The following is a 26,590-nucleotide window of genomic DNA, read 5'->3' as shown; positions in this document are numbered from 1 at the left end:
GACTCAACGTCCACCATCTTCGTGGACGGACTCGCCGGCCGGGTGATAGGGCAGGCGCAACGTCACGCGCGTGCCTGCTCCGGGTGCTGAGTCTATCGCGAGCACGCCACCGACGGTTTGCGCACGCTCACGCATCACGATCAGCCCAAGTCCGCGCGGGCCTTCCGGCTCGAACCCGTCGCCGTCATCGCTGACTTCCAGACGGAACGTCTCGCTGTCGATCGATTGCAGACTCATGCGCACTTCGCCGGCGCATGCGTGTCGCAAGGCATTGGTCAGGCTTTCTTGCGCAATCCGGAAGCAGGCCTGTTCGATTTCGTTGCCGGGGCGCACATCGAGCGCCTGGATGTCCAGCTCCAACCGGACCTGCGAAGCGCGGAACAGCATCGATGCCTGCCAACGCAACGCTGCTTCCAGACCCAGCGCATCGAGTTGCGGCGGACGCAACAGCATCGACAGATTGCGCAGCTTGTTGACGGTGGAATCGGCCAGCGACACTACTTCCAGCAGATCTTCGCGGCGCGCGACCGGGTCGAGTTCGTCCAGCGCCGCATGCGCGGACAACTTCATCGCAGTGATCGCCTGGCCGATGTCGTCGTGCAGATCGCGCGAGATCGCACGACGTTCGTCTTCCTGCAACGAGAACAGCCGCTTGGCCATCGCCTGCAACTCGGCATTGCTCTCGGCCAGCGCATCGCGCATGCGCTCGGGCTCGCTCAGGTCGCGTACCACCAGCAGCTTGCAGCTGCGCCCGCCGTAACGGATATCGCCCGCCGACAGGCCTGCATAGAACGTGCTGCCATCGCGACGGCGCATCGCCCGTGCACTGGACACCGGCTCATTGCGATCGCTGCCGGCACGCAGATACTCGCGCACCACCGATAGGTCGGAATCGCCGACCAGCGTCTGCAGCGGCTCGCCCAGAATGGTTTCGCCCTGAAAACCGAACTGGGCGGAGCCTGCCGCATTGGCGTACATCACGTGCTCGTCGGCGAGGATCAGCACGCCGTCCGGCAGCACCCGCACCAGCTCGCGGAACTGTTCTTCGCGCTCGCGCAGCAGACGCCGCGACTGTTCGCGTTCGCTGACATCCTGCAAGGTACCGTGCACATGGCTTGCGCCGCTGGGCAGGGTCACGCTCTCTGCCCGCAGATGCACGGTGCGCGGTTGCGAATCGCCGCCGGTGAGCGGCAGCAGCACATCGATCTGTACCTCGCCGCCGGTGCACATGTCTTCGATCATGCGTTCGATACGTGCCTGGGTGGCGGTGTCGGATGCGGTCAGCAGCTCTTCCAGACGATGTTCGCGCCGATGCATCGGCACGCTGCGCCCCAGGATGCGATACACCGCCGCCGAGTAGCGGCCGAGGCCGCTGGCACGATCCAGTTGCCACGAACCCAGTCGCGCGATGCCCTGCGCTTCTTCCAGGCGTTCCAGCGCTTCGTCGCGCAGATGCTGCGCCTGGCGTTCTTCGCTGCGGTCTACCGTCACCACCAGACGGGCAGGGCCGCTGGCCAGATGCAGCTGATTGCTACGCACCTCGACGTGCCGCAGTCCACTGCGGGTCAGCAGATCTTCGTTCAACACGCAGGTGGTGTCGCCCTTGCCGCGGATCTCCGTGATGATGTCTTCCAGCCGCGCGCCATCGGCGTTGGGCCAGACCGCCTGCAGCGTCTGCTGCAGGAATTCGTCGCGTTCCCAACCGAAGAATTCCAGCGCCGCCGGATTGGCGTCGAGGATGCGCATGGTCGCCAGGTCGTAGATGAAGGCCGGGCTGGGCAGGGCCAGGAACTTGGCCTGCAGCAAGGCTTCGGACTGCGCCAGTTGCGCATGTTCTTCCACGATCAGCGTCATGAAGCGCCGCAGCACCAGATGGATCACGATGCTCGACACCAGCAGAAAGCTGGCATCGGACCAGCGTTCCGGCACTGCCGCGCCAGCCAGATTGAGCAATCGGTTGCCCAGCAGCAGCCACACCACACCGATCAGCAGGTACAGACCGGTCAGCGTCCACAGGCCTTGCTGCAGGCGTTCGGCCAGGCGAAGTCGGGACACGGGAGGGGACGAGAACGCGGGCGCGGCGACAGGTTGGTGCATGGGTCCGCGGACGACCTTTGGAGCGGGCGATGCGGCCATCTTAGCCGTAAGTCGGCCCGGTTCGGTTGCGCTCGAAACACTCGCCTCAACTAATCCGCTGGACGGCCGTTATCCATTGCGACCCCGAGGCAGGGGTCGATCCTTCGGAGTGTTCCAGAGTGGACTCAGGCGTCATTGCAAGCATGCTGCAGCACCCGCTGACCTCAGCGGTGGTGTTGTTGGATGCGCATGGCCAGCCCCTGGCGGCCAATAGCGTTGCGCAGTCCCTCGGGCTGCCGGCAACCCTTGGTGCGTATGCCGAAGTGCTGGAGAGCAGTCGCGCCCAGGTGGCCGACAGCGGCGGCATGGCGGCCTGCGTGTTGCCGGGAACGGGCGGCGGACGGCTGGAAGGCTGGCTGCGCGCGGTCTGCGACGAGCACGGCAAGGTCATGGCCTTCACCCTGAGCATTCCCGAGCCGATGGGCGCCGATGGCACCAGCCGCTGGGAAATGGGCCTGGACAGCGCCGATCACGGGTTGTGGGATTGGGATATCCCCGCCGACGTGGTGTACCGCTCCGAGCGCTGGACTCGCATGCTCGGCTATTCCGAGCAACCGCTGCCGAACAATCTCACCGCGTTGTCCGGATTGATTCATCCCGACGACCACGCGCAGGTCAGCGCAGCCGTCCAGGCGCATCTGGATGGGCGCACCGATACCTATGTAGCCGAATTCCGGCTGCGCCAGCACGACGGCCAATGGCGCTGGATCCTCGATCGCGGTCGCGTGGTCTCGCGCACCGCCGATGGCCGCCCGCTGCGCATGGTCGGCACCCATACCGACGTGCATCACCACAAATTGCTCGAGCAGCAGCTGCGCGAGCAGCAGGCCCAGCTCGAAGAAGCCCAGCGCATTGCCAGCATGGGCAGCTGGAGCTGGGATTCGCTGAAGGACCAACTGTGGATATCGCAGGACTTCCTGCAGCAGCTCGGCATGACCCAGCTGCGCCTGCACGGCGTTCGCGACCTGCTGCGTCTGCTCGCACGGCCTTCGGTGGCGCAACTGCGCGGGGCCTGGCGCAAGATCAAGCACGAAGGCCTGCCGGTGCATTTCGAGCTGGAGGTCAACGGCCTGCTCGGCGTCAATCCGCATCATCTGCGGGTCTGGGCGCAACCGGTGTTCGATGGCGATGGCAGCATGGTGCGTGTGCTCGGCCAGTTGCAGAACGTCACCGAGCAGCGGCAGACCGATGCCCTGATCCGCTGGCGTACCGAACTGCTCAATCGCGTGTCCGCGTTGGGCAAGATCGGCGGTTGCGAAATCGAAGTCGACACCCGTCGCATGCAGTGGACCGAGGAGTGCTACCGCATCCACGGCTTGCGCAAGGAAAACATCACCCTGGAGCAGGCGCTTGCGCTGTACACCCAGGATTCGCGCGACGCTTTCGAAGCGGCGCTGCTGCGCATTTCCGATGGCGGTCTGCCTGAGCAGCTGGAGCTGTGCTTCTATCGCAACTCCGGTCAACGCATCTGGGTGCAGGTGCTGATCGAGCTGGATCGTCGCGAAGGGCTGCCGCCGCGGTTTGTCGCCCTGTTCCGCGATGTCACCCGCGAGCGCGAAGCCAACGAACGCATCGAGCTGCTCGCGCATTACGACCGTTTGACCGGCCTGCCGAACCGTTTTCTGCTGCGCGAGCAGGCAGAAAACGCGATCCGCGAAGCGCACGAGCGCGGCCAGGTGCTAGCCATGCTGCTGATCGATCTGGATGGCTTCAAGAGCATCAACGATTCGTTCGGGCATGCCACCGGCGACAACCTGCTCAAGCTTGCGTCTGCGCGGCTGCATCAGCATCTGCGCAACAGCGATCTGTTCGGCCGCTTCAGCGACGACGAATTCATCGTGCTGCTGCGCGATCTTTCCGAGCCGGAAGATGCCGGCCACGTGGCGCGCAAGTTGATCAGCGCGCTGGGCGAGCCGCTGCGCAAGGACCATGTCACCCTCAAGCTCGGTGCCAGCATCGGCATTGCGCTGCAGGGAGAGGGTCTTTCGGACTTCGACAGCCTGCTGCGCGCCGCCGATGCGGCGATGTACGCGGCCAAGGAATCCGGTCGCAACACCTTCCATTACTACAGCCAGGATGTGCTGCTGCGTGCGCAGCGCCGGCTGGAGCTAGAGCATGCACTGCAAGGTGCGCTCGAGCGCGAAGAGTTCACGCTGGTCTACCAGCCGCTGGTCAACACCGTGGGCGACGCATCGCCGGCGATTGAAGCGCTGATGCGCTGGAATCGCCCTGGCCATGGCCCGTGCAGCCCGGTCGAATTCATTCCGATCGCAGAAGAATGCGGCGAAATCGTGCGTCTGGGCGAATGGGTGATCGGTGAAGCCTGCCGCCAGGCGGTGGTCTGGGATCGCGCCGGGCTGCATTTCAGCCGCATCGCGGTCAATGTCTCGGCCGTGCAGTTGCGCGAACGCGGCTTTGCCGAGCGCGTGCTGGAAATCTGCCGCGACAACGGCTGGCCGCCATCGCGGCTGGAACTGGAATTGACCGAGTCGGCGCTGATTCGCGATTCGGATTCGCTGCGCCGTTGCTTCGAGTTGTTCGAGCAAAACGGTGTGCTGCTGGCGGTGGACGACTTCGGCACCGGCTTCTCAAACCTGCATTACCTCAACCGATTCCCGGTGCAGCGCCTCAAGATCGACCGCAGCTTCGTCCAGGGCATGCTCGACGACGCCAACACCGCCGAGGTCACCCAGGCCATCGTGCATCTGGGCCACGCGCTGGGCATGCAGGTCGTCGCCGAAGGCGTGGAGACCGTGCAGGAAGATGCCTTGCTGCGCCAGCAAGGCTGCGACGAGATCCAGGGCTATTTCTACTCGCGCCCGTTGTCGCCGCGCGACATGGCGCAGTGGCTGCGCGAAGCCGAAGCCGGCATGCGGCTGGGTGCGCGCTTGGTGATCGCCAGCTGAGGCGCTGGTCTGGCTGGCACCGTCAGCCTTGATGCTGCGCTACGGCTCGCAGGGGCGTGTAGCGGTTTGATACGCCGATGCGGCGTGCCGTCATACGGCAGGTTTCCAGCTTGCGCAGTGCAGGCGATTACATGGAACCACAAGAATCTTCCATCCCATTTTCCCCAATGCAGCGGCGGACGCGCGTTCCGCTCAACGTCGCATAACGCCCGGATGCGCGCCTCGCGATGTATGACGCTGCTATCCGGCGACGCGTCACGGATTCCCGTGCGGAGCGTCATGGACATCTGCGACATCTTCCCAATACATCATCAGTCCGGATCTGGCTGCGACGCCGCGCCAACCGCCAGGGCTGATGTCCGGCACGTTCAGTGATCGCATCTGCATGCAGCCCTGTCGTCAGTGGTGCACGTGAGGTCCGCAAGCCAGCATGCTTAACCGCTCTGGTGCAGTTTTCATTCCGGCGCCAATGAAAGCTCGCGCCTCCAGACCAGCGGCGTGTTTTCTCTTGGTTTGTCAGGGAAGAAAAGCGATAAATAGCCTGCCGCGATGGCGCGGTCGCGGAGTTTCAGACCGACGCCTTCCGCGGTCACTACGGATACGTCGGTCACCGTGCCTTGCGCATCGACCGTCATGTCCCACACAAGGCGGCCGCGCCACTGGTCCGGGGGAATCGATGCGTCATAGTTCGGTCGGCCAACGACATAAGGCGTTCCAGGGTCGGTGGACAGTGGCGAATCTTCAAGTTTGGCATTGACCTGGATGGTGCTTTTGCCAGTGCGCCCATCGCCTGTTCTGGCTTGAAAGGTCCATAAGCCAGGCGCTCCGCTTTGGCCCAGGTCGGCGCCGTAACACTGCTTTGCACCACGATACTCAGGGTATTGGTGGCTCGATACTTCCCGCCCGGATGCGTCGAAGGCCTTCAACATCAACCCGCCCACATCGGTATCGGCAAGATCGGTTGCGACACAGATCTGGTGATGGTGTTGACCATCGGTCAGGAATTGGATGGTTTGCTGGCGCGTAATCGAATGCGGCGGCCGCGCCTCCCAGAGGAATTCGAGATACACACTCTCGTTCGCCGATGCTGCGGCAGCTGCCGCGGGCTGGAGCGCTGCTGCAGCCAATAAAACCAAGCGACTTCCGTTTATGGATATGCAACACGTTCAACCTGAGGACGAACGCAATCTTCCCATGCAGATAGGCAATGGGGCTGGCACTCCGAAAGTGATGAAAACGGTGTCGTCCCTGTGGCTAACAACCCCTGGGGCGTGTTGGCGTATTGGCCAGGGCGGGGGAGTTGTGCGCGCGCGGTCCGCGCAGTGCCGTGTGGCGCGGGGCAACTGACAGCCGGCGAGCCTGAGGCGGTTGGCTGGAAAGCCTGAGATCGGGCAGTTCAAAACAACCGGCGGGGCGCCTGCCGAGGTACGCCCCGCCGTTGCAGGGATCAGCGTGTGGACGCGCCGACGGCGGCGCCGTCCAGGCCTAGGTCCCACGCCACAGTCGCGAACAGCAGGTCGGTTTCGCTGCAATCGCGGCGCGGGTTGATCAACGCCTTGATTTCCGCGCGGGCGGCAAGCTCCAGCCGTTCCAGTGCGGCCGGCAACCGTACCCGCCGCAGCACCGGCCTGGCCGCTTCGCTTTGCGCGATGCGCTCGGCATGGGCGGTGGCCAAGGCTGCTGCCTGCAATGCGGCAGTGGGGTCGGTATCGATGGTGGGGGCAAGGAGCGTCATGAGCGGAACACCGGGTCGTTACGGAACGACAAATCCCCGGAAAGCCGGGGAATGTCGGGATCAGAAGCTGCGGGCAGACATCGGTCTTAGAACAACTCGACCGTGCCGGCACCCATACCCTGCTGTGCGACCGGCTTGTGCGGCGGGCGTTCCCACTCCACACGCATGTCGCGCAGACGGCTGGACACCTTGGCCAGCGACGCAACCAGGTCGCTGTCGTACACGCCGCCATTGCGATGCAGCAGTTCCTGCAGCGCCACCGCCTCACGGTTGATCGCGGTGAGGCGATCGAGGTGGGTGTGGATGCCGCTCAACGTCTGCGTGGCGATGTCCTCGAACTGCAGGGCGCGGACGGCTTCGGCCACGCTGCCATCGATGGAACGAGCGCACTCGGAGATTTCGCGCATGCCATCGCCCAACGAGGCGTTGATCTGAGCGACGTTCTCCAGCATGGCGGCCGATTCATGGCGCGCCTCGCGGGAGCGGTCCATGTGACGCGATGCCAGCTGCGAGACCGTTTCACGCACCTTGGCGATCGATTCCTTGGAGCTGTGTGCCAGCTTGCGGATCTGTTCGTTGAAGGTGGTGGAACGTTCGGACAGGTTACGCACCTCGTCGGCGACCACCGCGAAGCCACGACCGGCTTCACCGGCACGTGCTGCTTCGATGGCGGCGTTCAACGCCAGCAGGTTGGTCTGGTCGGCGATCGACTTGACGTCTTCCAGCAACGCGAAGATGCCATCCAGATGCTGTGCCATCTCATCGATGTGATGGACGGTGTTGGTGCTCTGGCCGCTCACCTGTTCCAGCGCTTCCACCAATTGCTCCATACGGGAGCTGGCGTGCTGGGCGAAGCGGGCGACGTCGACGCCGGCACTGCCATCGTCGCCTGCGCGGTCGACGATGCGGGCCAGTGCCTGGCTTTGCTGGCGCGACTTGCGGTTCATCGATTCGAAGCTGCCACCAAGACCGGACACGGCCTGGCGGATCAGTTCGCGGGCACGCTCGACTTCCGAGCGCGAACCATCGACTTCGTTGCTGACGAACGTACGCAGTTCGTTGAGCAGTTGGTCCTGCTCGCGCAGGATGCGGGTCTGGTCCGGGTTGCGCCGGAACTGGGAATACGTCACCCAGGCAGCGAAAACCAACCAACTAAGGGTCATGGTCGCCAGGATCGCCCAGCGCACCGAAGCGGGCCAGTCGAATCCGACAGCGAAGGGAAACAGCAAGGTCAGAGCCAAAGGAGCGGCTAGACGGATGAGTGGACGTGAATACATGGGCGTTCTCGGCAGAGTCACGGTTGCTGTATCGGCAATACCCCCGTTGTCTTTAGCGACGATCGCCATATCGTCTTGCCCATGCGCTTGCGGCCGGCGCACGCTAGCGCCCGTTATAGGCGCCTGAAACCGCCTTGTTTGCGCTACTCAGCGCAGCACGCGGTCCACCGCTTCGCTCATCGCGCGTTTGGCGAACAGGAAGTCCCACAAGCTGCCCCCCATCTGCCGCCACAGGACCGCCGAGCGCACTGCCGCCAGCAACAGTGCGCGGATTTCCGCGACCACGCCTGCCTGGCCAAGGTAATGCGGGTTGCCCTGCACCATGACTTTGGGGCGCAGGTGGCTGATGGTCTGCGCGTACAGCCCGCCCAGCGAACTGAGTACATCCGGATGAGCGCTGTCGTTCAGGTTCTGCGCCTGGCGTGCGGCTGCCTCGATGCCGTTGGACACCGTCGACACGGTGGTGGTGTCGCGCACGAAACGGCGCTCCAGTTGCAGCACCGCCAGCGCCAGGCGCGGCAGCACGTCGTCCTGAGCCTGGTTGCGGAAGTAGTTGTGCAACAGGCGCAGACCGGGCGCCACCGCCTCAGCCGAGCCGTAAACGGCCTCTGGCGAGGCCGCGTCCACCCGGAACACGCTGTCCATGGCGGTGCGCACCGTCGCCGCTTCCGAATGCCCGGTTTCGGCGATCCGCCGCACCTGCTGCAACGCCTGGGCGACGCCGGCAAGCGCCAGCACGCGGTATTCCATGGAAACACTCATCAAGCCACACCCTCAGAGGAAAAAGAAGATCCCGCCAACTGGCGTTCCAGCGGCGCATCGGTGGCGGCAATGACCGCACCGCCCAGGCATTCCTCGCCGTCGTACAGCACCAGCGACTGCCCAGGCGTTACCGCCCGCTGCGGCCGCTCGAACCGCACCTGCACGCTGCCATCGTCCTGCACGTCCACCGTGCACGGCTCGTCCGGCTGCCGGTAGCGTGTCTGCGCAGTGCAACTGAAGCGGCGCGCAGGCGGTGCGTCGGTCACCCAGTGGGCTTGCTCGGACTGCAGCCAGCGCGATTGCAGCAAGGGGCTGTCGCGGTCCTGATCCACGTACAGCACGTTGCTGGCCACATCCTTGCCCACCACGTACCAGGGCGCTGCTGCTCGGCCACGCACGCCGCCGATGTTCAGGCCTTCGCGCTGACCCAGGGTGAAATAGAACACCCCCGGATGGTCGGCAATGCGCTGCCCCTGCGGGTCGCGGATCTCACCGGTGCGGGCGGGCAGGTAGCGCCCCAGAAATTCGCGGAAGTCGCGCTCGCCGATGAAGCAGATCCCGGTGGAATCCTTTTTGGCGTGGGTCGGCAGACCGGCGTCCTGGGCGATACGGCGCAGTGTGCTCTTTTCCAGATCGCCGATCGGGAACAAGGTCGCGGCCAGTTGGGTCTGCCCCAGTTGGTGCAGGAAATAGCTCTGGTCCTTGCCACGGTCCGCCCCACGCAGCAGCCGCCAGCGTCCGCCGCTGTGGGCCACCTGCGCGTAATGGCCGGTGGCGATGCGTTCGGCGCCCAGCGCCTGGGCAGCGTCCAGGAAATGCTTGAACTTGACCTCGCGGTTGCACAACACATCCGGGTTGGGTGTGCGTCCGGCGGCATATTCGGCCAGAAAGTGCTCGAACACGCCGCTCCAGTATTCGCCGGAAAAATCGCGAAAGTGGAATGGGATACCCAGCACGCCGCACACCGCCACCGCATCGCGACGGTCGTCTTCGGCGCGGCAATCGCCACTGCCGTCGTCGGCCCAATTCTGCATGAACAGCCCAGCGATCGCCTCGCCTTGCTGCGCCAGTTTCCACGCCGCCACCGACGAATCCACGCCACCCGACACGCCCACCACGATACGCGGCGTACTCATGCGACGTGCTGCACCAACGCCAGCGGGTAACGCTGCCCAGCCAGAAAGTCGGCAACCACCTGCCACACCAACGGGCTACGCAGCCGCTCGGGCGCGTCGCGCAATTCATCCGGTGTCATCCATAGCGCGCGCACCACACCGGTATCCAGGCGGCGCTCCGGGTGATGGGTCACCGCCTCGCCAACGAAGGCGAAGCGCAGGAAGCACTGGCCGCTCGGCGCCACCCACTGGTAGGTGCCGATGAAGTGGGTCAGCCGCACGTCCCAGCCGGTCTCTTCCAGGGTTTCGCGCACGGCCGCGTCCAGCAGGCTTTCGTCGGGCTCCAGATGGCCTGCGGGCTGGTTCAACAACAGCTTGCCGGCGATGGTTTCTTCCACCTGCAGAAATCGGCCGTCGCGCACCACCACCGTGGCCACGGTGACATCCGGGTGCCAGCGCTGTTCGGGCGTGCTCATCGGTCGAGCGCCTGGGCGGGCGACAGGCCGGCCATTGCATCGGTCACCGCATCGGTGCACGGGCGGGCGGCGCAACACCGCAGTGCAGGCAGGCGCACGCGGGCATGCAGGGATGCAGCAGCAGACGGCGCCTGTCGCAGCGCGATCGGGGTATCGGTCATCAAGGGCCAGCCGGGGAATCGGAGACAAATTGTGCGGGCCGCGGCGCAAATCGTCCAATGCGCGCGGCGATGAACCGTATAATGGCCGGATGCCCCGGAAGACATCTCACGAACACGATCATGGCCTCACGGTCGAAGCCAGCAAGCCTGAAGTGGCGCCACCGCCGCGGTATCAGGTGCTGCTGCTGAACGACGACTACACCCCGATGGACTTCGTGGTGACCGTGCTGCAGCAGTTTTTCAACCTCGATCTGGAGCGGGCCACCCAGGTCATGCTGCACGTCCATACCCGTGGACGCGGCGTTTGCGGGGTCTACAGCCGCGAAGTGGCCGAGTCCAAGGTGGCGCAGGTCAACGAGTTTTCGCGCATGAACCAGCATCCGCTGCTGTGCACGATGGAACAGACCTGAGCTGGCAGCGGGATCATTCCAGCAGCGCAACAGTGTGGCTGCAATCACGTGCTAACGCCGTCTGAACATGCCTATCCGATAGGGTTGTGGAAAATCCCAACAAAAGCCGCATATTGTTGGCAACAGCCGTTCGGAGTTACCAATGTTCAGCAAAGACCTAGAGCAAACCATCGGCCAGTGCTACAAGCGAGCACGCGAGGCGCGTCATGAGTTCATGACCGTCGAGCACCTGCTGCTCTCGCTGCTGGACAACCCTTCCGCGCAAGCCGTGCTCAAGGCCTGCGGCGCGGATCAGCTGCGGCTGCACAACGACCTGGAACAGGCGATCGAGGCCTCGGTCTCGCGTCTGGCCGAAGACGATGGCCGCGACACTCAGCCGACACTGGGCTTCCAGCGTGTGCTGCAGCGCGCGGTCTACCACGTGCAGTCCTCGGGCAAGAAAGAGGTCACCGGCGCGAACGTGCTGGTCGCCATCTTCGGCGAAAAGGATTCCCACGCGGTGTATTTCCTGAATCAGCAGGACATCACCCGTCTGGATATCGTCAATTACCTGTCCCACGGCATCGCCAAGCTGGGCGAAGACGGCGAGCAGCCGTCCGCGTCCGACGGCGAGCCCAAGAGCGAGGGCGGGGAGGGCGAGGCCAAGGGCGATGCGCTGGCCGAGTACGCCACCAACCTCAACGAGCAGGCGCGCAACGGCAAGATCGACCCGCTGGTCGGCCGCGCCGATGAGATCGAGCGCACCATCCAGGTCCTGTGCCGCCGCCGCAAGAACAACCCGCTGTACGTGGGCGAGGCGGGTGTGGGCAAGACTGCGATTGCCGAGGGCCTGGCCAAGCGCATCGTCGACAACGACGTGCCGGAAGTACTCGCCGACGCGGTGATCTTCTCGCTGGACCTAGGCGCGCTGGTCGCCGGTACCAAGTACCGCGGCGACTTCGAAAAGCGCCTGAAGGGCGTGCTGACCGCGTTGAAGAAGGTGCCCAATGCGGTGCTGTTCATCGACGAGATCCACACCATCATCGGCGCCGGGTCGGCCTCGGGCGGCACCATGGACGCCTCCAACCTGATCAAGCCGGCGCTGGCGTCGGGCGAGCTGCGCTGCATCGGCTCGACCACGTTCCAGGAATACCGCGGCATCTTCGAAAAAGACCGGGCGTTGGCACGGCGCTTCCAGAAGATCGACATCGTCGAGCCGACCGTCGGTGAAACCTTCGAGATCCTGCAGGGCCTCAAGCCCAGGTACGAGGCGCACCACGGCGTGACCTACGCCGACGATGCGTTGCAGGCGGCGGTGGACCTGTCGGTCAAGCACATCGGCGACCGTCTGTTGCCGGACAAGGCCATCGATGTGATGGACGAGGCCGGCGCGCGTCAGCGACTGCTGCCGGAGGGCGTGCGCAAGGAGCTGATCGACATCGAGGAGATCGAGACAATTGTCGCCAAGATGGCGCGCATTCCGGCCAAGCAGGTCAGCGCCACCGACAAGGACGTGCTGCAGCATCTGGAGCGCAACCTCAAGATGGTGATCTTCGGGCAAAACCCGGCGATCGAGACGCTGGCCGGCTCGATCAAGCTGGCACGCTCTGGTCTGGCCAACCCGGAAAAGCCGATCGGCAACTTCCTGTTCGCTGGCCCCACCGGTGTGGGCAAGACCGAGGTGACCAAGCAGTTGGCGTTGCAGTTGGGCATCGAACTGGTGCGTTTCGACATGTCCGAGTACATGGAAGCGCATTCGATCAGCCGCCTGATCGGTGCGCCTCCGGGCTACGTCGGCTTCGATCAGGGTGGTTTGCTGACCGAGAAAATCGTCAAGACGCCGCACTGCGTGCTGTTGCTGGACGAGGTGGAAAAGGCGCATCCGGACATCTTCAACATCCTGTTGCAGGTTATGGACCGCGGCATCCTCACCGACACCAACGGGCGCGAAGCCAACTTCAAGAACGTGATCCTGGTGATGACCACCAACGCCGGTGCCACGCAGGCATCGCGTCGCTCGATCGGCTTCACCAAGCAGGATCATTCCACCGACGCGATGGAGTCGATCCGCCGCGGGTTCACGCCTGAGTTCCGCAACCGTCTGGATGCGATCGTGCAGTTCCAGGCGCTGGGCTTCGACCACATCCTGCGCGTGGTGGACAAGTTCATCATCGAGCTGGAAATGTTGCTGCAGGAAAAGCACGTCTCGCTGTCGGCCACCCCGACCGCGCGCGACTGGCTGGCCCAGCACGGCTTCGATCCGCTGATGGGCGCACGCCCGATGTCGCGCGTGATCCAGGAGAAGATCAAGCGTCCGCTCGCCGACGAGCTGCTGTTCGGCAAGTTGGTAGAGGGCGGGCGGGTCAATATCGACGTCAAGGATGGCGAGCTGGTTGTGGAGGCGCATCCGGAGCCGGAGCGCTTGCTGCCAGCAACCGTCGACTGATCGACGCAGTTGATTCATGCGTTCTGGAATAAAAAAGCCGCTCGAATGAGCGGCTTTTTTTATGTCCGGGAGGGGGTTGCTCGATGCTGTCTGTGCGAGCAGCCAGTTAGCTCCCAACGCCCCACAAGCCGTCGAGCGCACCCCGCATCTGCTGAACCCCGCAATGCGCTATGGCGAGTAAGAAAACGGCGAGGGTGCTGCTGTATCGGCGCATGTCCGAGTTTGACGTGCGAATGCCAGCGCGCGCGTGGTCGATGCGGGCTCGTGGATACGCCCGTCAGCGGATTGCAGCCCGCGCCACATCGTGATGAGTCGCAGCACTGCCACCAGCAACGTGCCAAATCACAGGCACGACAAAAAGCGGCCATTGGCCGCCTTGCGTCTCAGCACCAGAACCGCTTACTTCATGCGGTAGGTAATACGGCCTTTGGTCAGGTCGTACGGAGTCATCTCAACCTTGACCCGATCGCCGGTCAGGATGCGGATGTAGTTCTTGCGCATACGGCCGGAGATGTGGGCGATGATTTCATGCCCGTTTTCCAGCTTGACCCGGAACGTGGTGTTGGGAAGCGTCTCGCTGACGCTGCCTTCGAATTCAATGGAGTCGTCTTTCGACATGTAATCCTGGCAATCAAAGCTGGCCCGGAGGGGCCGTAAGGGACGGCATTTTACGCTCCATCTCCCCGTGGTGCAAATTTTATGTTAAGCGGGCTTCACCCAGCGCCGTGACGGGCCGCTCGCCGTAGCGTTCGGACCAGCTGCCGGCCGGTTCCACCAGGGCAATCTGGCGCTGCACGTGTTGCACAAACTCCGGGCGTGGCATGTGCTGCGCACCCAGGCTGAGCAGGTGCGGGTTTTCCACCTGCGCATCGAGCAGCGGCCAGCCGCGCGCATGCAGGTCGGCGGCCAGGGCGGCTAACGCAACTTTCGAGCCGCCGCTGACTGCGCTGAACATGCTTTCCCCGAAGAACATCCTGCCGACTGCCACGCCGTAGATGCCGCCGACCAGACGCGCGCCATCGAACACTTCCAGCGAGTGTGCGTGGCCGCGATGGTGTAACTCCAGATATGCCGCCTGCATCTGCGCGGTGATCCAGGTGCCGTCCTGTCCGGGACGCGGGCTGGACGCGCAGGTGGCAATGACCTGTGCAAATGCGGTATCGGCACGCAGGGTCCAGTTGCAGTTGCGCAGCTGCCGTTTGAAGCGCGACGACAGGCGCACGCTATCGGTGCGGAACACCATGCGCGGGTCCGGGCTCCACCACAGGATCGGCTGCCCTTCCGAAAACCAAGGAAAGATGCCCTGCGCGTACGCGTTGAGCAGGCGTTGCGGGTGCAGGTCGCCGCCGAGGGCGAGCAGGCCGTCGGGGTCGCGTAAAGCATGTTCGACCGGAGGAAACGGACTGGCGGGGTCCGGTGACAGCAAGTGGGGCAGGGCGCGCGACATGGGTTGAGTCTAGCGGTGCGGCATGCGGGTGGCGCGCATTGGGTCAGTCGCGAAACGGGCTGTGGTCTGCCAGTTCGAGCGCGTGCCGCGCGACGGCCTCGCGCTCGTCGGCGCACCATTGCGCCAGTGGTTCGCGGAAGCCGGGGTCGGCGATCCAGTGACGGCTACGCACCACGGTCGGCAGAAAGCCGCGCGCAATCTTGTGCTCGCCCTGCGCGCCGGGCTCGAAGCGACTCAGGCCTTCGCGCAGGCAGTATTCGATGCCTTGGTAGTAGCAGGTTTCGAAGTGCAGCCCGGGCAGGGCTTCGCCGCCCCAGTAACGGCCGTAGAGCGTGTCGTGGCCGCGCAGGCACAGCGCACCGGCAATCGGTTGCCCGTCGAGGTCGGCCAAGAACATCACCAGCTGGCGCGGCAGGTGCTGCGCCAGGTGGCGCAGAAATTCGGGAGTCAGTGCCGGCGAATTGCCGTACTCGTTGAAGGTCTTGAGATAGAACCCGTACATGGCGTCCAGGTCGGCCTCGCTTGCCTCATCGCCATGCACCACGCGCAGCTGTATGCCAGCGCGCTGCACCTTGGCGCGTTCCTGGCGGATGTTCTTGCGGCGCTTGTGGTCCATCGCGGCCAGAAACGTTTCGAAGTCGCTCCAGCCGCTGGCGTTGTGCCAGTGGTACTGCAGATCGTGACGCTGCAGCCACTCGGCATCGAACGCGGTGTCTTCGTCGGCCAGATGAAAATTCACGTGCGCCGAGGACAAGCTGCTGCGCTCCACCAGCTCGCGCATCGCGGCCAGCAAGTGCCCACGCCACTTGGGCGCACCGAGCAGGCGCGGGCCGGTGACGGGCGAGTAGGGCACGCCGCACAGCCACTTCGGGAAATACTCCTGCCCGTAGCGCGCATACGCATGCGCCCAGGCATGGTCGAACACGAACTCGCCGTGCGAATTGTTTTTCAGGTAACCCGGCGCGGCGGCGACCAGCGCGTCGCCGGTCCACAAGGTCAGGTGCAGCGGATTCCAGCCCCAATCCGGGCGCAGGCAGCCTTCGCGTTCCAGTCCTTGCAGAAATGCATCGCTGACGAAGGGGTGGCTGCCGTCGTGCAACGCATCCCAGGCACCGGCAGGAAGCTCGTCCAGCCGGCAGCACCAACGGGCCGTCACGCTCATGCGCGCGGCCCGTTGGTGCTGCTGTCCGCGCGGCGCGGCCGGCGGTCAGCAGCCATCTCAGGCGCTCTTGTCGAGGTAACGCTCGGCATCCAGCGCGGCCATGCAGCCGAAACCGGCCGAGGTGATGGCCTGGCGGTAGTGCTGGTCGGCCACGTCGCCGGCGGCGAACACGCCGGCCACCGAGGTCTCGGTCGCTGCGCCGTTCAGGCCGGAGCGGATTTCCAGGTAGCCGTTGTTCATGGCCAGCTGGCCGTCGAACAGCTGCGTATTAGGGTGGTGGCCGATGGCAACGAAGAAGCCGTGCGCGTCGATGTCGCGGGTGCTGCCGTCGAGGGTGGACTTGACCCGCACGCCGGTCACGCCGGCATCGTTGCCCAGCACTTCGTCGATGGCGTGGTGCCAGACGGTTTCGATCTTGCCGGCGGCGACCTTGGCGAACAGCTTGTCCTGCATGATCTTTTCCGCGCGCAGGGTGTCTCGGCGGTGCACCAGGTACACCTTGCGCGCGATGTTGGACAGGTACAGCGCTTCTTCGACCGCGGTGTTGCCGCCGCCGACCACCACCACGTCCTGGTCCTTGTAGAAGAAGCCGTCGCAGGTGGCGCAGGCGGAGACGCCGCGGCCCTTGAAGGCCTCTTCGCTGGGGATGCCCAGGTACTTGGCGGTGGCGCCGGTGGCGATGATCAGCCCGTCGCAGGTGTACTCGGCGCTATCGCCGATCAGCCGGAACGGCCGCTGCGACAGATCGGCAGTGTGGATGTGGTCGAAGATGACCTCGGTCTCAAAGCGCTCGGCATGCGCCTGCATGCGGTTCATCAAGTCCGGGCCCATCAGGCCGTGGGGGTCGCCCGGCCAGTTGTCCACCTCGGTGGTGGTCATCAGCTGGCCGCCCTGCTGCAGGCCGGTGATCACCACCGGCTTGAGATTGGCGCGGGCGGCGTAGACCGCGGCGGTCCAGCCGGCCGGGCCGGAGCCGAGGATCAGCAGGCGGGAATGCTTGGCGGGACTGGCAGATGAGGCGCTCATGTATACTCGCGGTCTAGGAGTGGTAGGGACGGCGCTGATGAATTGCGCCCCCGTGGCGGCATAGAGTGGCGGTCCCCACCCGGTGAATCAAGGCGGCGCGATGGAACTGCTTGAACCGCAGATGGCATGGTCCGCCCGCAATGCATGTTCGACGCCGCCTTGTGCGGCGTTTTTCGTTGGCGGCCGGGCGCCCCGGCAGCCGGTGCTCATTCAACTGCTGAAACCGTGGCCTCAGTCGTTTATTATCAACCACTAACAGCATTTTTCTAAGGTCTGGCTACAGGTGGCAAAGCAGGTTCCCGAACGCAGCAAGCCCGCAGAGGGCAAATCGTCGTCGCGCAAGACGGCGGTGGCGGATAATCCGCGTCGGCAAAAGCTCTGGCGTGATCTGGCATTGATCGCGGTGGCGCCGTTGTTGCTGTATCTGCTGGCCAGCCTGTTCACCTATTCGGCAACCGATCCTGGCTGGTCGCGCACCGGCAATCTGGTCGCGCCGATCCACAACATGGGCGGCAGATTCGGCGCGATGGCGGCAGATGTGTTGTTGCAGCTGTTCGGTTATGTCGCCTTCCTGTTGCCGGTGATCCTGGGCGCGGTGGCCTGGATCGCGCTGATCGGCGAGCGCGAGGAGCAGAGTCAGAGCGATCTGGGGCCGGCGCTGCGGCTGGTCGGCATGGTGGGCTTTCTGATCTCTTCGACCGGCTTTTTGCATCTGCGTCTGTTCCAGGGCGAGGTCGCCGAGGCCGGTGGCATTCTCGGCAAGCTGGTCAGCGGGTCGCTCAGCTCGGGCTTTGGTGCGCTGGGCGCCAATCTGTTTGTGATAGTGCTGCTGCTGGTATCGATCACATTGGCGACCGGGTTGTCGTGGTTTGTGGTGATGGAGCGCATCGGTCAGTGGGTGCTGGCGCTGGGCCCGTTGATGCAGCGCAAGACCCATCAGGCGACCGAGTGGCAGCAAACCCGCGTGATGCGCGAAGAACGCGAGGAAGTGCGCAAGGTCGATGCGGTCAAGCAGGCCAAGCGCGAGCCGGTCAAGATCGAGCCGCCGCCGGCACCGGTGGTGGAAAAGAGCGAGCGCGCCAAGCGCGACACCCAGATCCCGATGTTCCAGGGCGTGAGCACCGACGGCTCGGATCTGCCGCCGCTGGCATTGCTGGACGACCCCAAGCCGCAGGCCAAGGGCTATTCGGAAGAGACGCTGGAAACGCTGTCGCGGCAGATCGAATTCAAGCTCAAGGATTTCCGCATCGAGGCGCAGGTGGTCGGGGCCTATCCCGGTCCGGTGATCACCCGCTTCGAGATCGAGCCGGCGCCGGGCATCAAGGTCAGCCAGATCAGCTCGCTGGACAAGGACATCGCGCGCGGCCTGTCGGTCAAGTCGGTGCGTGTGGTGGACGTGATTCCGGGCAAGTCGGTGGTGGGTCTGGAGATCCCCAACGTCACCCGCGAGATGATCTTCCTGTCCGAGCTGCTGCGTTCCAAGGAATACGACAAGTCGGCCAGTCCACTGACGCTTGCGCTGGGCAAGGACATTGCCGGGCGCCCGACCGTGGCCGATCTGGCGCGCATGCCGCACTTGCTGGTGGCCGGTACTACCGGCTCGGGCAAGTCGGTGGCGGTCAATGCGATGGTGCTGAGCCTGTTGTTCAAGGCCTCGCACAAGGAACTGCGGATGTTGATGATCGACCCGAAGATGCTCGAATTGAGCGTCTATCAGGGCATCCCGCATCTGTTGGCGCCGGTGGTCACCGACATGAAGGAGGCTGCCAACGGCCTGCGCTGGTGCGTGGCGGAGATGGAACGCCGTTACAAGCTGATGAGCGCGGTGGGCGTACGCAACCTGGCCGGCTTCAACAAGAAGATCAAGGACGCCATCGACGCCGGCCAGCCGATGATGGACCCGCTGTTCAAACCGAATCCGGAGCTGGGCGAGGCGCCGCGGCCGCTTGAGACGCTGCCGTTCATCGTCATCTTCATCGACGAATTCGCCGACATGATGATGATCGTCGGCAAGAAGGTCGAAGAGCTCATCGCACGCCTGGCGCAGAAGGCGCGTGCGGCCGGTATCCACTTGATCCTTGCTACGCAGCGGCCGTCGGTGGACGTGATCACCGGTCTGATCAAGGCCAATATCCCGACCCGCGTGGCGTTCCAGGTCAGCTCCAAGATCGACTCGCGCACCATCCTGGACCAGTCCGGCGCCGAGGCGCTGCTGGGCAATGGCGACATGCTGTATCTGCCGCCGGGCACCGCGCTGCCGGACCGTGTGCACGGCGCCTTCGTCAGCGACGAAGAAGTGCATCGCGTGGTCGAACACCTGAAAGCCAGTGGGCCGGTCTCCTATGTCGAAGGCGTGCTGGACGAAGTGCAGACCATGGGCGATGGCACCGTGGTGGGCGCAACCGGCTTGCCGGAGAGCAGTGGCGGCGGTGGGGATGAATCCGACCCGCTGTATGACGAGGCACTGCGCATCGTCACCGAAACCCGGCGCGCATCGATTTCCGGTGTGCAGCGTCGCCTGAAGATCGGCTACAACCGCGCTGCGCGCTTGATCGAGGCGATGGAAGCGGCCGGTGTGGTCAGCCAGCCCGAGCACAACGGCGATCGCACCGTGCTGGCGCCGCCGCCGCCCAAGTAAGCGCGGCGGCTCTCGTCGCTGCGCAGTGCGGTGCGGTGGCACGCGGCTGCGGCAGTCGCTGCGCGGTACGGTGGCACGCGGCGCAGCGAGAGGGCGAAGGGCCATTGCCTGGATTCGGCGTGTGCAGGATGCGTTTCGATTTCCGTCCATTGACGTACACGCGCCGGCGCAAGACGCCGTATTGCGCGTCTGCGTGGACTGCGGCGTGTGAGTTGCCCCAACGAGCGCTGCCGCACGTATCAATGCGGCATTGTTGGAAGTCGATACCTGTCATTGCCGGGCACACCGGCTACCCTATCGGACAACGGCCGCTCCGGCCCGTCGTGATCGAGACCCATGCTGCGTCGTCCTGTGTTGTTGCTCGTATTGTTGATCTGCGCCCCACTGCTCGCCCAGGCGCAACAGCGCCCCGCGCCTGCCGCGGCGGCGACGCGGACCCAGGCCGATACCAACTACAGCTTTGTGCGCTACCGCGCCGACTACGAAGTGCGCGCCGATGCCAGCAGTGTGGAAACCGACGAGTACGAAATCCTGCTCAAGACCAAGTCGGCGGTGGAGCAGTTCAGCCAGGTGCGGTTGAGCTATAGCGAAAAGATGGAGACGCTCGACGTGCTGGATGCGTACACCGTCACCGCCGAAGGGCTGCGCCAGGACGTGGCGGCTGACAAGATCTACACCCAGGAAAGCTATTCCAGCGCGTCGGCGGCGATGTACGCCGACCGCAAGGTCAAGGTGGTGGTGTTCCCGAACCTGGCGCCGGGTGCGCGTATCGTCTATCGCGTGCGACGCGCACAGAACACGCCGTACTTCCCAGGTTATTTCAGTCTGTGGGAAACCTTCAGCGTGTTCGCGCAATACGACGATGCAGTGGTCACCTTGGTTGCGCCCAAGTCGCTGCCGATGCATCTGTCCGCACGTGGTTTGCAGGGCAGCACCAAGCCGGTGGTGCGTGGCGATCAGGCGCGCTGGGAATGGCGCTACCAGCGCGCCACGCCGATGAAGAACCAGAACTGGAGTGCGGCGACCTGGGAATTCAGCCCCACGCTGATGGCCAGCACCTTCGACAGCTGGTCGCAGATGGGCCTGGCGTATCACGTCAAGGGTGGGCGCGCCGCTACGGTCACACCCGCGATCCAGGCATTGGCCGACCAGGTGACCAAGGGAATCGATGAGCCGCGTGCGCAGGCGGCGGCGTTGTATGCCTGGGTCGCGCGCAATATCCGCTACGTGGCGGTGTACCTGGGCAATGGCGGTCTGGAGCCCAACAGTGCCGACAGCATCCTGGCCAACCACTATGGCGACTGCAAGGATCACACCGTGATTCTGGAAGCGCTGCTGGCGGCCAAGGGCATCGCCAGCACGCCGGTGCTGATCGGCGCGGAGGGCGGGCCGACATTGCCGGCAATCCCGGTGCTCGGGCGCTTCAATCACGCCATCACCTACATCCCGGCGTTCGATCTTTACGTCGATTCGACCAACCCCTACGCGCGCTTCGGCCAGCTGCCGGCCGGCGATCTTGGCGCGCCGGTGGTGCATACGCGCGATGGCAAGGTCACCCAGACCCCGCCGAACGATCGCAAGGTCAACCGCTACGTCGCCCGGACCGAGTACCGCTTCACGCCGCAGGGCGGATTGCAGGGCCTGACGACCCTGGACAGCGGGCAGACCGGCGAAGTGGGCTTGCGCGCGATGTTCGTGCAACTCAATGCGCAGAACCGTAACCGTATCGAGGAATCGATCATTGCCCAGTCCGGTTTCGTCGGGACCGGCGATCTGCTGATTCAGGGCGATCCGCTGGATCTGGAAACGCCATTCAACTATCGCTACAGCTTCCAGGCCAACGATGCGGTGGATTTTTCGGTGGTCGGCGGCATGACCTTGCCGGACATGCCGGGGGCCGAATCGACGCGCGGGATCTACGCCACCACCTCGGCCGAAGACAATCTGACTCCGTTCTACTGCAACGACAGCGTGCGTGAGGAAACCTACGTGGTGACCTTCCCCGAGACGGTGCCGATCATTGCCATCCCGCGTAGCAGCAAGTTTCGCAATGCGGCTGGCGAATACGTGGTGGACTGGTCGCGCCAGGCGCAAACGGTCACTGCGGTCCATCGTCTGCAACGTGCGGCGGTGCATGGGCCGCAGGCCTTATGCCAGCCGCAGGATTACCGTGCATTTCGCGAGTTGTATCAGCAGGTGCGACGCGGCTTTCGTGGGCAGATCGTTTACGGCGATCTGTCCAAGGTGCAGACCAATGATTGAGGCAACCCGCTGCCGCTTCATGAACGCGTCCGTGCAATAGCGCTCGCCCATTCATCTATGAAGCTTCAGAATTGGCGTACTCCTTTCTGGAAGACCGCGATGCATCGCCAGCTCCGTTATGCCGTCCTCGCCACCGCTCTGTTCGCCGGCACCGCGTTTGCCGGTGCGCGCCAGGAGCTGGACACGTTCACCCGCGGCCTGAAGGGCCTGGATGGGCAGTTCGATCAGCAGGTTGCCGATGCCAACGGCCGGGTCAAGGAGCGTTCGAGCGGGCGGGTGGCATTGTCGGCACCGCGTCAGTTCCGTTGGGAATACGCCAAGCCTTACAAGCAATTGATCGTGGCCGACGGCAAGAAGGTGTGGGTGTTCGACCCCGACCTGGAGCAGGTCACCGTGCGCGCGCAGGGCAACGAAGAGCAGAACAGCCCGCTGGTGGCATTGATCGACCCCGCGCGTCTGGACAAGCAATACGACGTCAGCGAAGAAGCCGCGCCGCGTGACGGCCTGCAGTGGCTGTCGTTGACGCCCAAGGTCGACACCGAAGCCAGCTTCCAGATGGCCTCGCTCGGCTTCGGCAAGGACGGCCTGGCCAAGATGGAAGTGGTCGATGCGGTGGGTCAGCGCACCGCGATCAGCTTCAGCGGCTGGAAGCGCAACCCCGCGTTTGCGGCCGACACCTTCCGCTACACCCCGGCCAAGGGAGTGGATGTGGTGGGCGACGCGCAGTAAGGTCATGCCCGATTGAGGGCGACCGATTCATTCGGGGCGCGAGGCTGCACGTTGCAGCTTGCCAGCAGATGCGTTGAGGCAATATTGCAGACGCCTTCCTACGGGGAGGCGTCTTGCGTTGTGCCTCCTGTGATCCAGCTGCGCTCGCCAACCCGCATCGTCGCTGCGGTGGCCTTCCGGAACGTGAGAGATCTGCCGCTTTCGCGCGGCAGCTCACCGCTGCAATGCGATAACGCCCCGTCGCGATAGAATGGGGCGTGGCACGAACCAGATCCACCATCGATAGCACCGCCGATCTGCTTAGCGTGGACGCAGACCATCTGCGCCCGCTCGCAGAGCGCATGCGTCCGCGGACGCTGGACGAAATGGTGGGCCAAAAACGCTTGTTGACGCCCGACAGCGCACTACGCCGCGCGGTGGAATCGGGGCGCGTGCATTCGATGATCCTGTGGGGCCCGCCAGGATGCGGCAAGACCACGCTTGCCTTGCTGCTGGCGCACTACGCGGATGCCGAGTTCAAGGCGATTTCCGCCGTGTTGTCGGGGCTGCCCGAAGTCCGCCAAGTGCTGGCCGAGGCCGCGCAACGGTTTGCCAGCGGCCGACGCACGGTGTTGTTCGTCGATGAGGTGCATCGCTTCAACAAGGCGCAGCAGGATGCATTTTTGCCGCACATCGAGCGTGGCACCATCCTGTTCGTCGGCGCGACCACGGAAAATCCGTCGTTCGAGTTGAACTCCGCATTGCTGTCGCGTTGCCGCGTGCACGTGCTCGAATCGGTGTCGCCGCAGGACATTGTTGAAGCGCTGCAACGCGCATTGCACGATTCCGAGCGCGGGCTGGGACAGGAGACCATCCAGGTCAGCGACGCGTCGCTGCTGGAAATCGCCAGCGCCGCCGATGGCGATGTGCGGCGTGCGTTGACCCTGCTGGAAATTGCCGCCGAGCTGGCAGGCGGCGAGGGCGGGGAGATCACGCCGCAGACGCTGCTGCAGGTGCTGGCCGACCGCACCCGCCGTTTCGACAAGAACGGCGAACAGTTCTACGACCAGATCTCGGCGCTGCATAAATCGGTGCGCAGCTCCAATCCGGATGCAGCGTTGTACTGGCTCACCCGCATGCTCGACGGCGGCTGCGACCCGGCGTATCTGGCGCGGCGGTTGACCCGCATGGCGATCGAGGATATCGGTCTGGCCGACCCGCGCGCGCAGAGCATGGCACTGGAAGCCTGGGATATTTACGAGCGCCTGGGCAGCCCGGAAGGCGAGCTGGCGTTTGCACAGTTGGTGCTGTACCTGGCCAGCACCGCTAAATCCAACGCCGGCTACGCTGCCTTCAATCAAGCCAGGGCCGAGGTGCGCGCCACCGGCACGCAAGAGGTGCCGCTGCACCTGCGTAATGCGCCGACCAAGCTGATGAAGACGCTCGGTTACGGCCAGGACTATCAATACGACCACGATGCCGAGGGCGGCATCGCGCTCGACCAGACCGGCTTTCCGGACGCGATGGGCGAGCAGGTGTATTACAAGCCGGTGCCGCGTGGACTGGAAATCAAGCTCAAGGAAAAGCTCGACCGGCTGCGCGAGGCGCGTGCGCAGGCGCGGGCTGACAAGGCTGGAAAGCCCACGGCATAATCGGCGATACGGGAGATGGCATTCCTCCTTGAACCGCACGCAGTCTGCGCGCTGATGATGCCTGTCCACCCCCGCCGGGGCGGCAGGCCTGTGCCCCGGCATCGCTTCTCGACTCAGGATTGATGATGCCGAACGCGCATACGTTTTTTTCGAAGACCCCACTGGGCGGTTGCGGAGTACGTGCATGAACGCACCGGTGTGGTGGCAGCAATTATTGTTGGCGATGACCGGCGGCGCATTGGGCTCCGGGCTGCGTTTTACGATCGGTGCAGCGCTGCTGCAGCGCTTTGGCGCCGGCTTCCCGTGGGGAACGTTGACGGTCAATCTGCTTGGTTCGTTCCTGGCTGGAGTGCTGCTGGTCTGGCTGGACGCGCGCGGTCCGTCGAGTTGGCCGCTGCGGGCGCTGCTGATCGTCGGCGTGATGGGCGGGCTGACCACCTTTTCGTCGCTGATGATGGAGTGTCTGGTGTTTGCGCGCACCGATCGCTCCACGATGATCGGCGTGTATCTGGCGGTGACGCTGGTGGCCGGGCTGGCGCTGATGTTTGCCGGTGCGCGTGCAGGCCAGTGGCTGGTGGCACGCTAGACCGCTACGTTGTCTGCAAGATTTTTATAGCCGTTGAACTGTGAGGGCGTCGGTTTCTGCCAGCGGCGCTGCGCATTGCGCGCGGCGATCCTGTCGGGATGTGCTGCCTGGTTCGTACTGTAGTTCCCGCGATCGCGCCAACAGCGGCCGCTCAACGTGCGCACGGGCAGCCTAAGCGCTGCGTTCACCGGGTGCATCGACTGGGGCAAGCGAATCCGCATGCGATGCAGATCCGGCCGACGGCGGTTTTCAGCCGCCCAGAAAGAAGGCGTGCTCGCGCACGCCTTCGGTCGGCTCTTCCTCGCGTTCGCGAGATCGGCGCGGTGGCCGATCCCGAATGAAAACGACTTACAGCGCTTCGATAATGCCCGCCGCACCCATGCCGGTGCCGATGCACATGGTGACCATGCCGTACTTTTGCTGACGACGACGTAGGCCGTGCACCAGCGTGGCCGCACGGATCGCGCCGGTCGCACCGAGCGGATGACCGAGTGCGATCGCGCCACCCAGCGGATTGACCTTGGACGGGTCCAGCCCGCTGTCGCGGATCACCGCCAACGCCTGTGCGGCGAAGGCTTCGTTGAGTTCGATCCAGTCGATCTGGTCCTTGGTCAGGCCGGCCTGCTTGAGTGCCTTGGGAATTGCCGCGATCGGGCCGATGCCCATCACTTCCGGGCGCACGCCTGCCACCGAGAAGCTGACAAACCGCGCAAGCGGGGTCAGCCCGTAATCCTTGATCGCCTGCTCGGAGGCCAGTAGCACCGCGCCGGCACCGTCGCTCATCTGCGAGGAGTTGCCCGCAGTGACGCTGCCGCCGAACTGCCCGTTACGGAACACCGGACGCAGCTTGGCCAGGCCTTCCAGCGAACTGTCCGGACGCGGGCCTTCATCGGTGTCGACCAGGCGCTTGCGCAGCGCGATGACGTTGCCGGCCAGGTCGGGCTGGTGCGAGAGGATTTCGTACGGGGTGATTTCATCGCGGAACTCGCCTGCGGCAATGGCTGCAATCGCCTTCTGATGCGAGGCCAACGCGAACGCGTCCTGATCTTCGCGCGAGACCTTCCATTCTTCGGCGACCTTCTCAGCGGTGATGCCCATGCCATAGGCAATGGCCACGTGGTCGTCGGCGAAGACGTTCGGCGACATCGCCACCTTGTTGCCCATCATCGGCACCATCGACATCGACTCGGTGCCGCCGGCCAACATCAGGTCGGCATTGCCCAGGCGGATCTGGTCGGCCGCCATCGCCACGGCTTGGATGCCCGACGAACAAAAACGGTTGATGGTCTGACCAGCCACGGTGTTGGGCAGGCCAGCCAGCAGCACGCCGATGCGCGCCACGTTCATGCCTTGCTCGCCCTCGGGCATCGCGCAGCCGATAATGGCGTCGTCGATCCGCGACAGATCGATGCCCGGCGCCTGCGCCACGACCGCGCGCAGCACGTGCGCCAGCATGTCGTCGGGACGGGTGTTGCGGAACACGCCCTTCGGCGCCTTGCCGACCGGCGTACGGGTGGCGGCAACGATGTAGGCTTCTTGAATCTGCTTGCTCATTTGGCTATCTCCGATGGCCGGGAATCGAGAATGGGGAATCGGGAATCGCAAGTGCGGATTCGCCTGAGTTCGCCATCTTCATCGCCCGGCAGAATTAATGGGGAGAAGCGGGAAATCGGTGGGGCTTTTACCCATTCACGATTCCCCACTCC

General features: G+C 64.4%; 21 protein-coding genes and 1 riboswitch. Of the genes, 8 read left to right on the top strand and 13 right to left on the bottom strand.

The genetic code is table 11. The features are described from left to right. Positions 1 to 3: 3 nt before the first annotated feature. Positions 4 to 2,136 (bottom strand): PAS domain S-box protein, encoded by a 2,133-nt coding sequence (locus tag RQH86_RS04800; RefSeq protein WP_311238843.1) that lies wholly within the window; start codon positions 2,134 to 2,136, stop codon positions 4 to 6. Positions 2,137 to 2,255: 119 nt separating this feature from the next. Here RQH86_RS04800 and RQH86_RS04795 point away from each other — a divergent pair, with 119 nt between their 5' ends. After that, positions 2,256 to 5,042, top strand: coding sequence for an EAL domain-containing protein (locus RQH86_RS04795; RefSeq protein WP_193552856.1), 2,787 nt, complete (start codon positions 2,256 to 2,258; stop codon positions 5,040 to 5,042). Positions 5,043 to 5,497: 455 nt separating this feature from the next. Here RQH86_RS04795 and RQH86_RS04790 read toward each other — a convergent pair whose 3' ends face one another. The 7 genes from RQH86_RS04790 to RQH86_RS04760 form a co-directional block, all read right to left on the bottom strand. Further along, complete coding sequence (locus RQH86_RS04790) at positions 5,498 to 6,178, bottom strand: hypothetical protein (protein WP_311238844.1); 681 nt, start codon at positions 6,176 to 6,178, stop codon at positions 5,498 to 5,500. A 311-nt stretch (positions 6,179 to 6,489) separates the two neighbouring features. Beyond that, positions 6,490 to 6,777, bottom strand: a complete 288-nt coding sequence (locus RQH86_RS04785) for a hypothetical protein (RefSeq protein ID WP_055854412.1) — start codon at positions 6,775 to 6,777, stop codon at positions 6,490 to 6,492. Positions 6,778 to 6,863: 86 nt separating this feature from the next. Continuing rightward, positions 6,864 to 8,054, bottom strand: a complete 1,191-nt coding sequence (locus RQH86_RS04780; RefSeq protein ID WP_055854408.1) for a methyl-accepting chemotaxis protein — start codon at positions 8,052 to 8,054, stop codon at positions 6,864 to 6,866. Positions 8,055 to 8,201: 147 nt separating this feature from the next. Then, positions 8,202 to 8,816 (bottom strand): high frequency lysogenization protein HflD, encoded by a 615-nt coding sequence (hflD, locus tag RQH86_RS04775; RefSeq protein WP_055854405.1) that lies wholly within the window; start codon positions 8,814 to 8,816, stop codon positions 8,202 to 8,204. Then, on the bottom strand, positions 8,816 to 9,952 hold the full coding sequence (mnmA, locus tag RQH86_RS04770; protein ID WP_311238845.1) for a tRNA 2-thiouridine(34) synthase MnmA: 1,137 nt from the start codon (positions 9,950 to 9,952) through the stop codon (positions 8,816 to 8,818). The genes hflD and mnmA overlap by 1 nt, the downstream gene beginning before the upstream one ends. Next, positions 9,949 to 10,407, bottom strand: coding sequence for an NUDIX hydrolase (locus tag RQH86_RS04765; protein ID WP_311238846.1), 459 nt, complete (start codon positions 10,405 to 10,407; stop codon positions 9,949 to 9,951). Before RQH86_RS04765 ends, mnmA begins: the two co-directional genes overlap by 4 nt. After that, a complete protein-coding gene (locus RQH86_RS04760) occupies positions 10,404 to 10,568 on the bottom strand; it encodes a hypothetical protein (protein ID WP_311238847.1) in 165 nt (54 codons plus the stop codon). The genes RQH86_RS04765 and RQH86_RS04760 overlap by 4 nt, the downstream gene beginning before the upstream one ends. An 89-nt stretch (positions 10,569 to 10,657) precedes the next feature. Here RQH86_RS04760 and clpS point away from each other — a divergent pair, with 89 nt between their 5' ends. Next, on the top strand, positions 10,658 to 10,978 hold the full coding sequence (clpS, locus tag RQH86_RS04755) for an ATP-dependent Clp protease adapter ClpS (RefSeq protein WP_016901748.1): 321 nt from the start codon (positions 10,658 to 10,660) through the stop codon (positions 10,976 to 10,978). Between the two features lie 142 nt (positions 10,979 to 11,120). Continuing rightward, a complete protein-coding gene (gene clpA / locus RQH86_RS04750) occupies positions 11,121 to 13,403 on the top strand; it encodes an ATP-dependent Clp protease ATP-binding subunit ClpA (RefSeq protein ID WP_055854392.1) in 2,283 nt (760 codons plus the stop codon). Positions 13,404 to 13,802: 399 nt separating this feature from the next. Here clpA and infA read toward each other — a convergent pair whose 3' ends face one another. From infA to trxB, 4 genes are all read right to left on the bottom strand, one after another. Then, on the bottom strand, positions 13,803 to 14,021 hold the full coding sequence (gene infA, locus RQH86_RS04745) for a translation initiation factor IF-1 (RefSeq protein WP_002813418.1): 219 nt from the start codon (positions 14,019 to 14,021) through the stop codon (positions 13,803 to 13,805). A 79-nt stretch (positions 14,022 to 14,100) separates the two neighbouring features. Further along, positions 14,101 to 14,850, bottom strand: coding sequence for a leucyl/phenylalanyl-tRNA--protein transferase (aat, locus tag RQH86_RS04740; RefSeq protein ID WP_311238848.1), 750 nt, complete (start codon positions 14,848 to 14,850; stop codon positions 14,101 to 14,103). Positions 14,851 to 14,893: 43 nt separating this feature from the next. After that, positions 14,894 to 16,012, bottom strand: a complete 1,119-nt coding sequence (locus RQH86_RS04735; protein WP_311238849.1) for a GNAT family N-acetyltransferase — start codon at positions 16,010 to 16,012, stop codon at positions 14,894 to 14,896. 57 nt (positions 16,013 to 16,069) lie between these two features. Beyond that, on the bottom strand, positions 16,070 to 17,038 hold the full coding sequence (trxB, locus tag RQH86_RS04730) for a thioredoxin-disulfide reductase (protein WP_055854385.1): 969 nt from the start codon (positions 17,036 to 17,038) through the stop codon (positions 16,070 to 16,072). 283 nt (positions 17,039 to 17,321) lie between these two features. Here trxB and RQH86_RS04725 point away from each other — a divergent pair, with 283 nt between their 5' ends. The 5 genes from RQH86_RS04725 to crcB all read left to right on the top strand — a co-directional run bounded on the left by RQH86_RS04725 (position 17,322) and on the right by crcB (position 24,884). Further along, the gene (locus RQH86_RS04725) at positions 17,322 to 19,676 is read left to right on the top strand and encodes a DNA translocase FtsK (protein WP_115512948.1); all 2,355 of its coding nucleotides are present in this window, start codon (positions 17,322 to 17,324) and stop codon (positions 19,674 to 19,676) included. Between the two features lie 336 nt (positions 19,677 to 20,012). Further along, the gene (locus RQH86_RS04720; RefSeq protein ID WP_311238850.1) at positions 20,013 to 21,938 is read left to right on the top strand and encodes a DUF3857 and transglutaminase domain-containing protein; all 1,926 of its coding nucleotides are present in this window, start codon (positions 20,013 to 20,015) and stop codon (positions 21,936 to 21,938) included. 57 nt (positions 21,939 to 21,995) lie between these two features. Further along, complete coding sequence (lolA, locus tag RQH86_RS04715) at positions 21,996 to 22,667, top strand: outer membrane lipoprotein chaperone LolA (protein ID WP_055854377.1); 672 nt, start codon at positions 21,996 to 21,998, stop codon at positions 22,665 to 22,667. A 341-nt stretch (positions 22,668 to 23,008) separates the two neighbouring features. Further along, on the top strand, positions 23,009 to 24,298 hold the full coding sequence (locus RQH86_RS04710; protein ID WP_311238888.1) for a replication-associated recombination protein A: 1,290 nt from the start codon (positions 23,009 to 23,011) through the stop codon (positions 24,296 to 24,298). 2 nt (positions 24,299 to 24,300) lie between these two features. Next, positions 24,301 to 24,369: riboswitch (Fluoride riboswitch) on the top strand. A 113-nt stretch (positions 24,370 to 24,482) separates the two neighbouring features. After that, positions 24,483 to 24,884 carry a fluoride efflux transporter CrcB gene (gene crcB / locus RQH86_RS04705; protein WP_311238851.1) on the top strand — a complete coding sequence of 134 codons (402 nt, stop codon included), beginning with the start codon at positions 24,483 to 24,485 and terminating at the stop codon, positions 24,882 to 24,884. Positions 24,885 to 25,232: 348 nt separating this feature from the next. On the opposite strand, the gene RQH86_RS04700 is transcribed toward crcB, so the two are convergent. Further along, positions 25,233 to 26,438 carry an acetyl-CoA C-acyltransferase gene (locus RQH86_RS04700; RefSeq protein WP_055854369.1) on the bottom strand — a complete coding sequence of 402 codons (1,206 nt, stop codon included), beginning with the start codon at positions 26,436 to 26,438 and terminating at the stop codon, positions 25,233 to 25,235. Positions 26,439 to 26,590: the final 152 nt, after the last annotated feature.

Source organism: Xanthomonas sp. WCS2018Noco2-27 (assembly GCF_031843525.1).
GTDB lineage: Bacteria > Pseudomonadota > Gammaproteobacteria > Xanthomonadales > Xanthomonadaceae > Xanthomonas.
The sequence above is the reverse complement of the archived record's forward strand: the minus strand, read 5'-3'. Positions and strand labels throughout refer to the sequence as shown.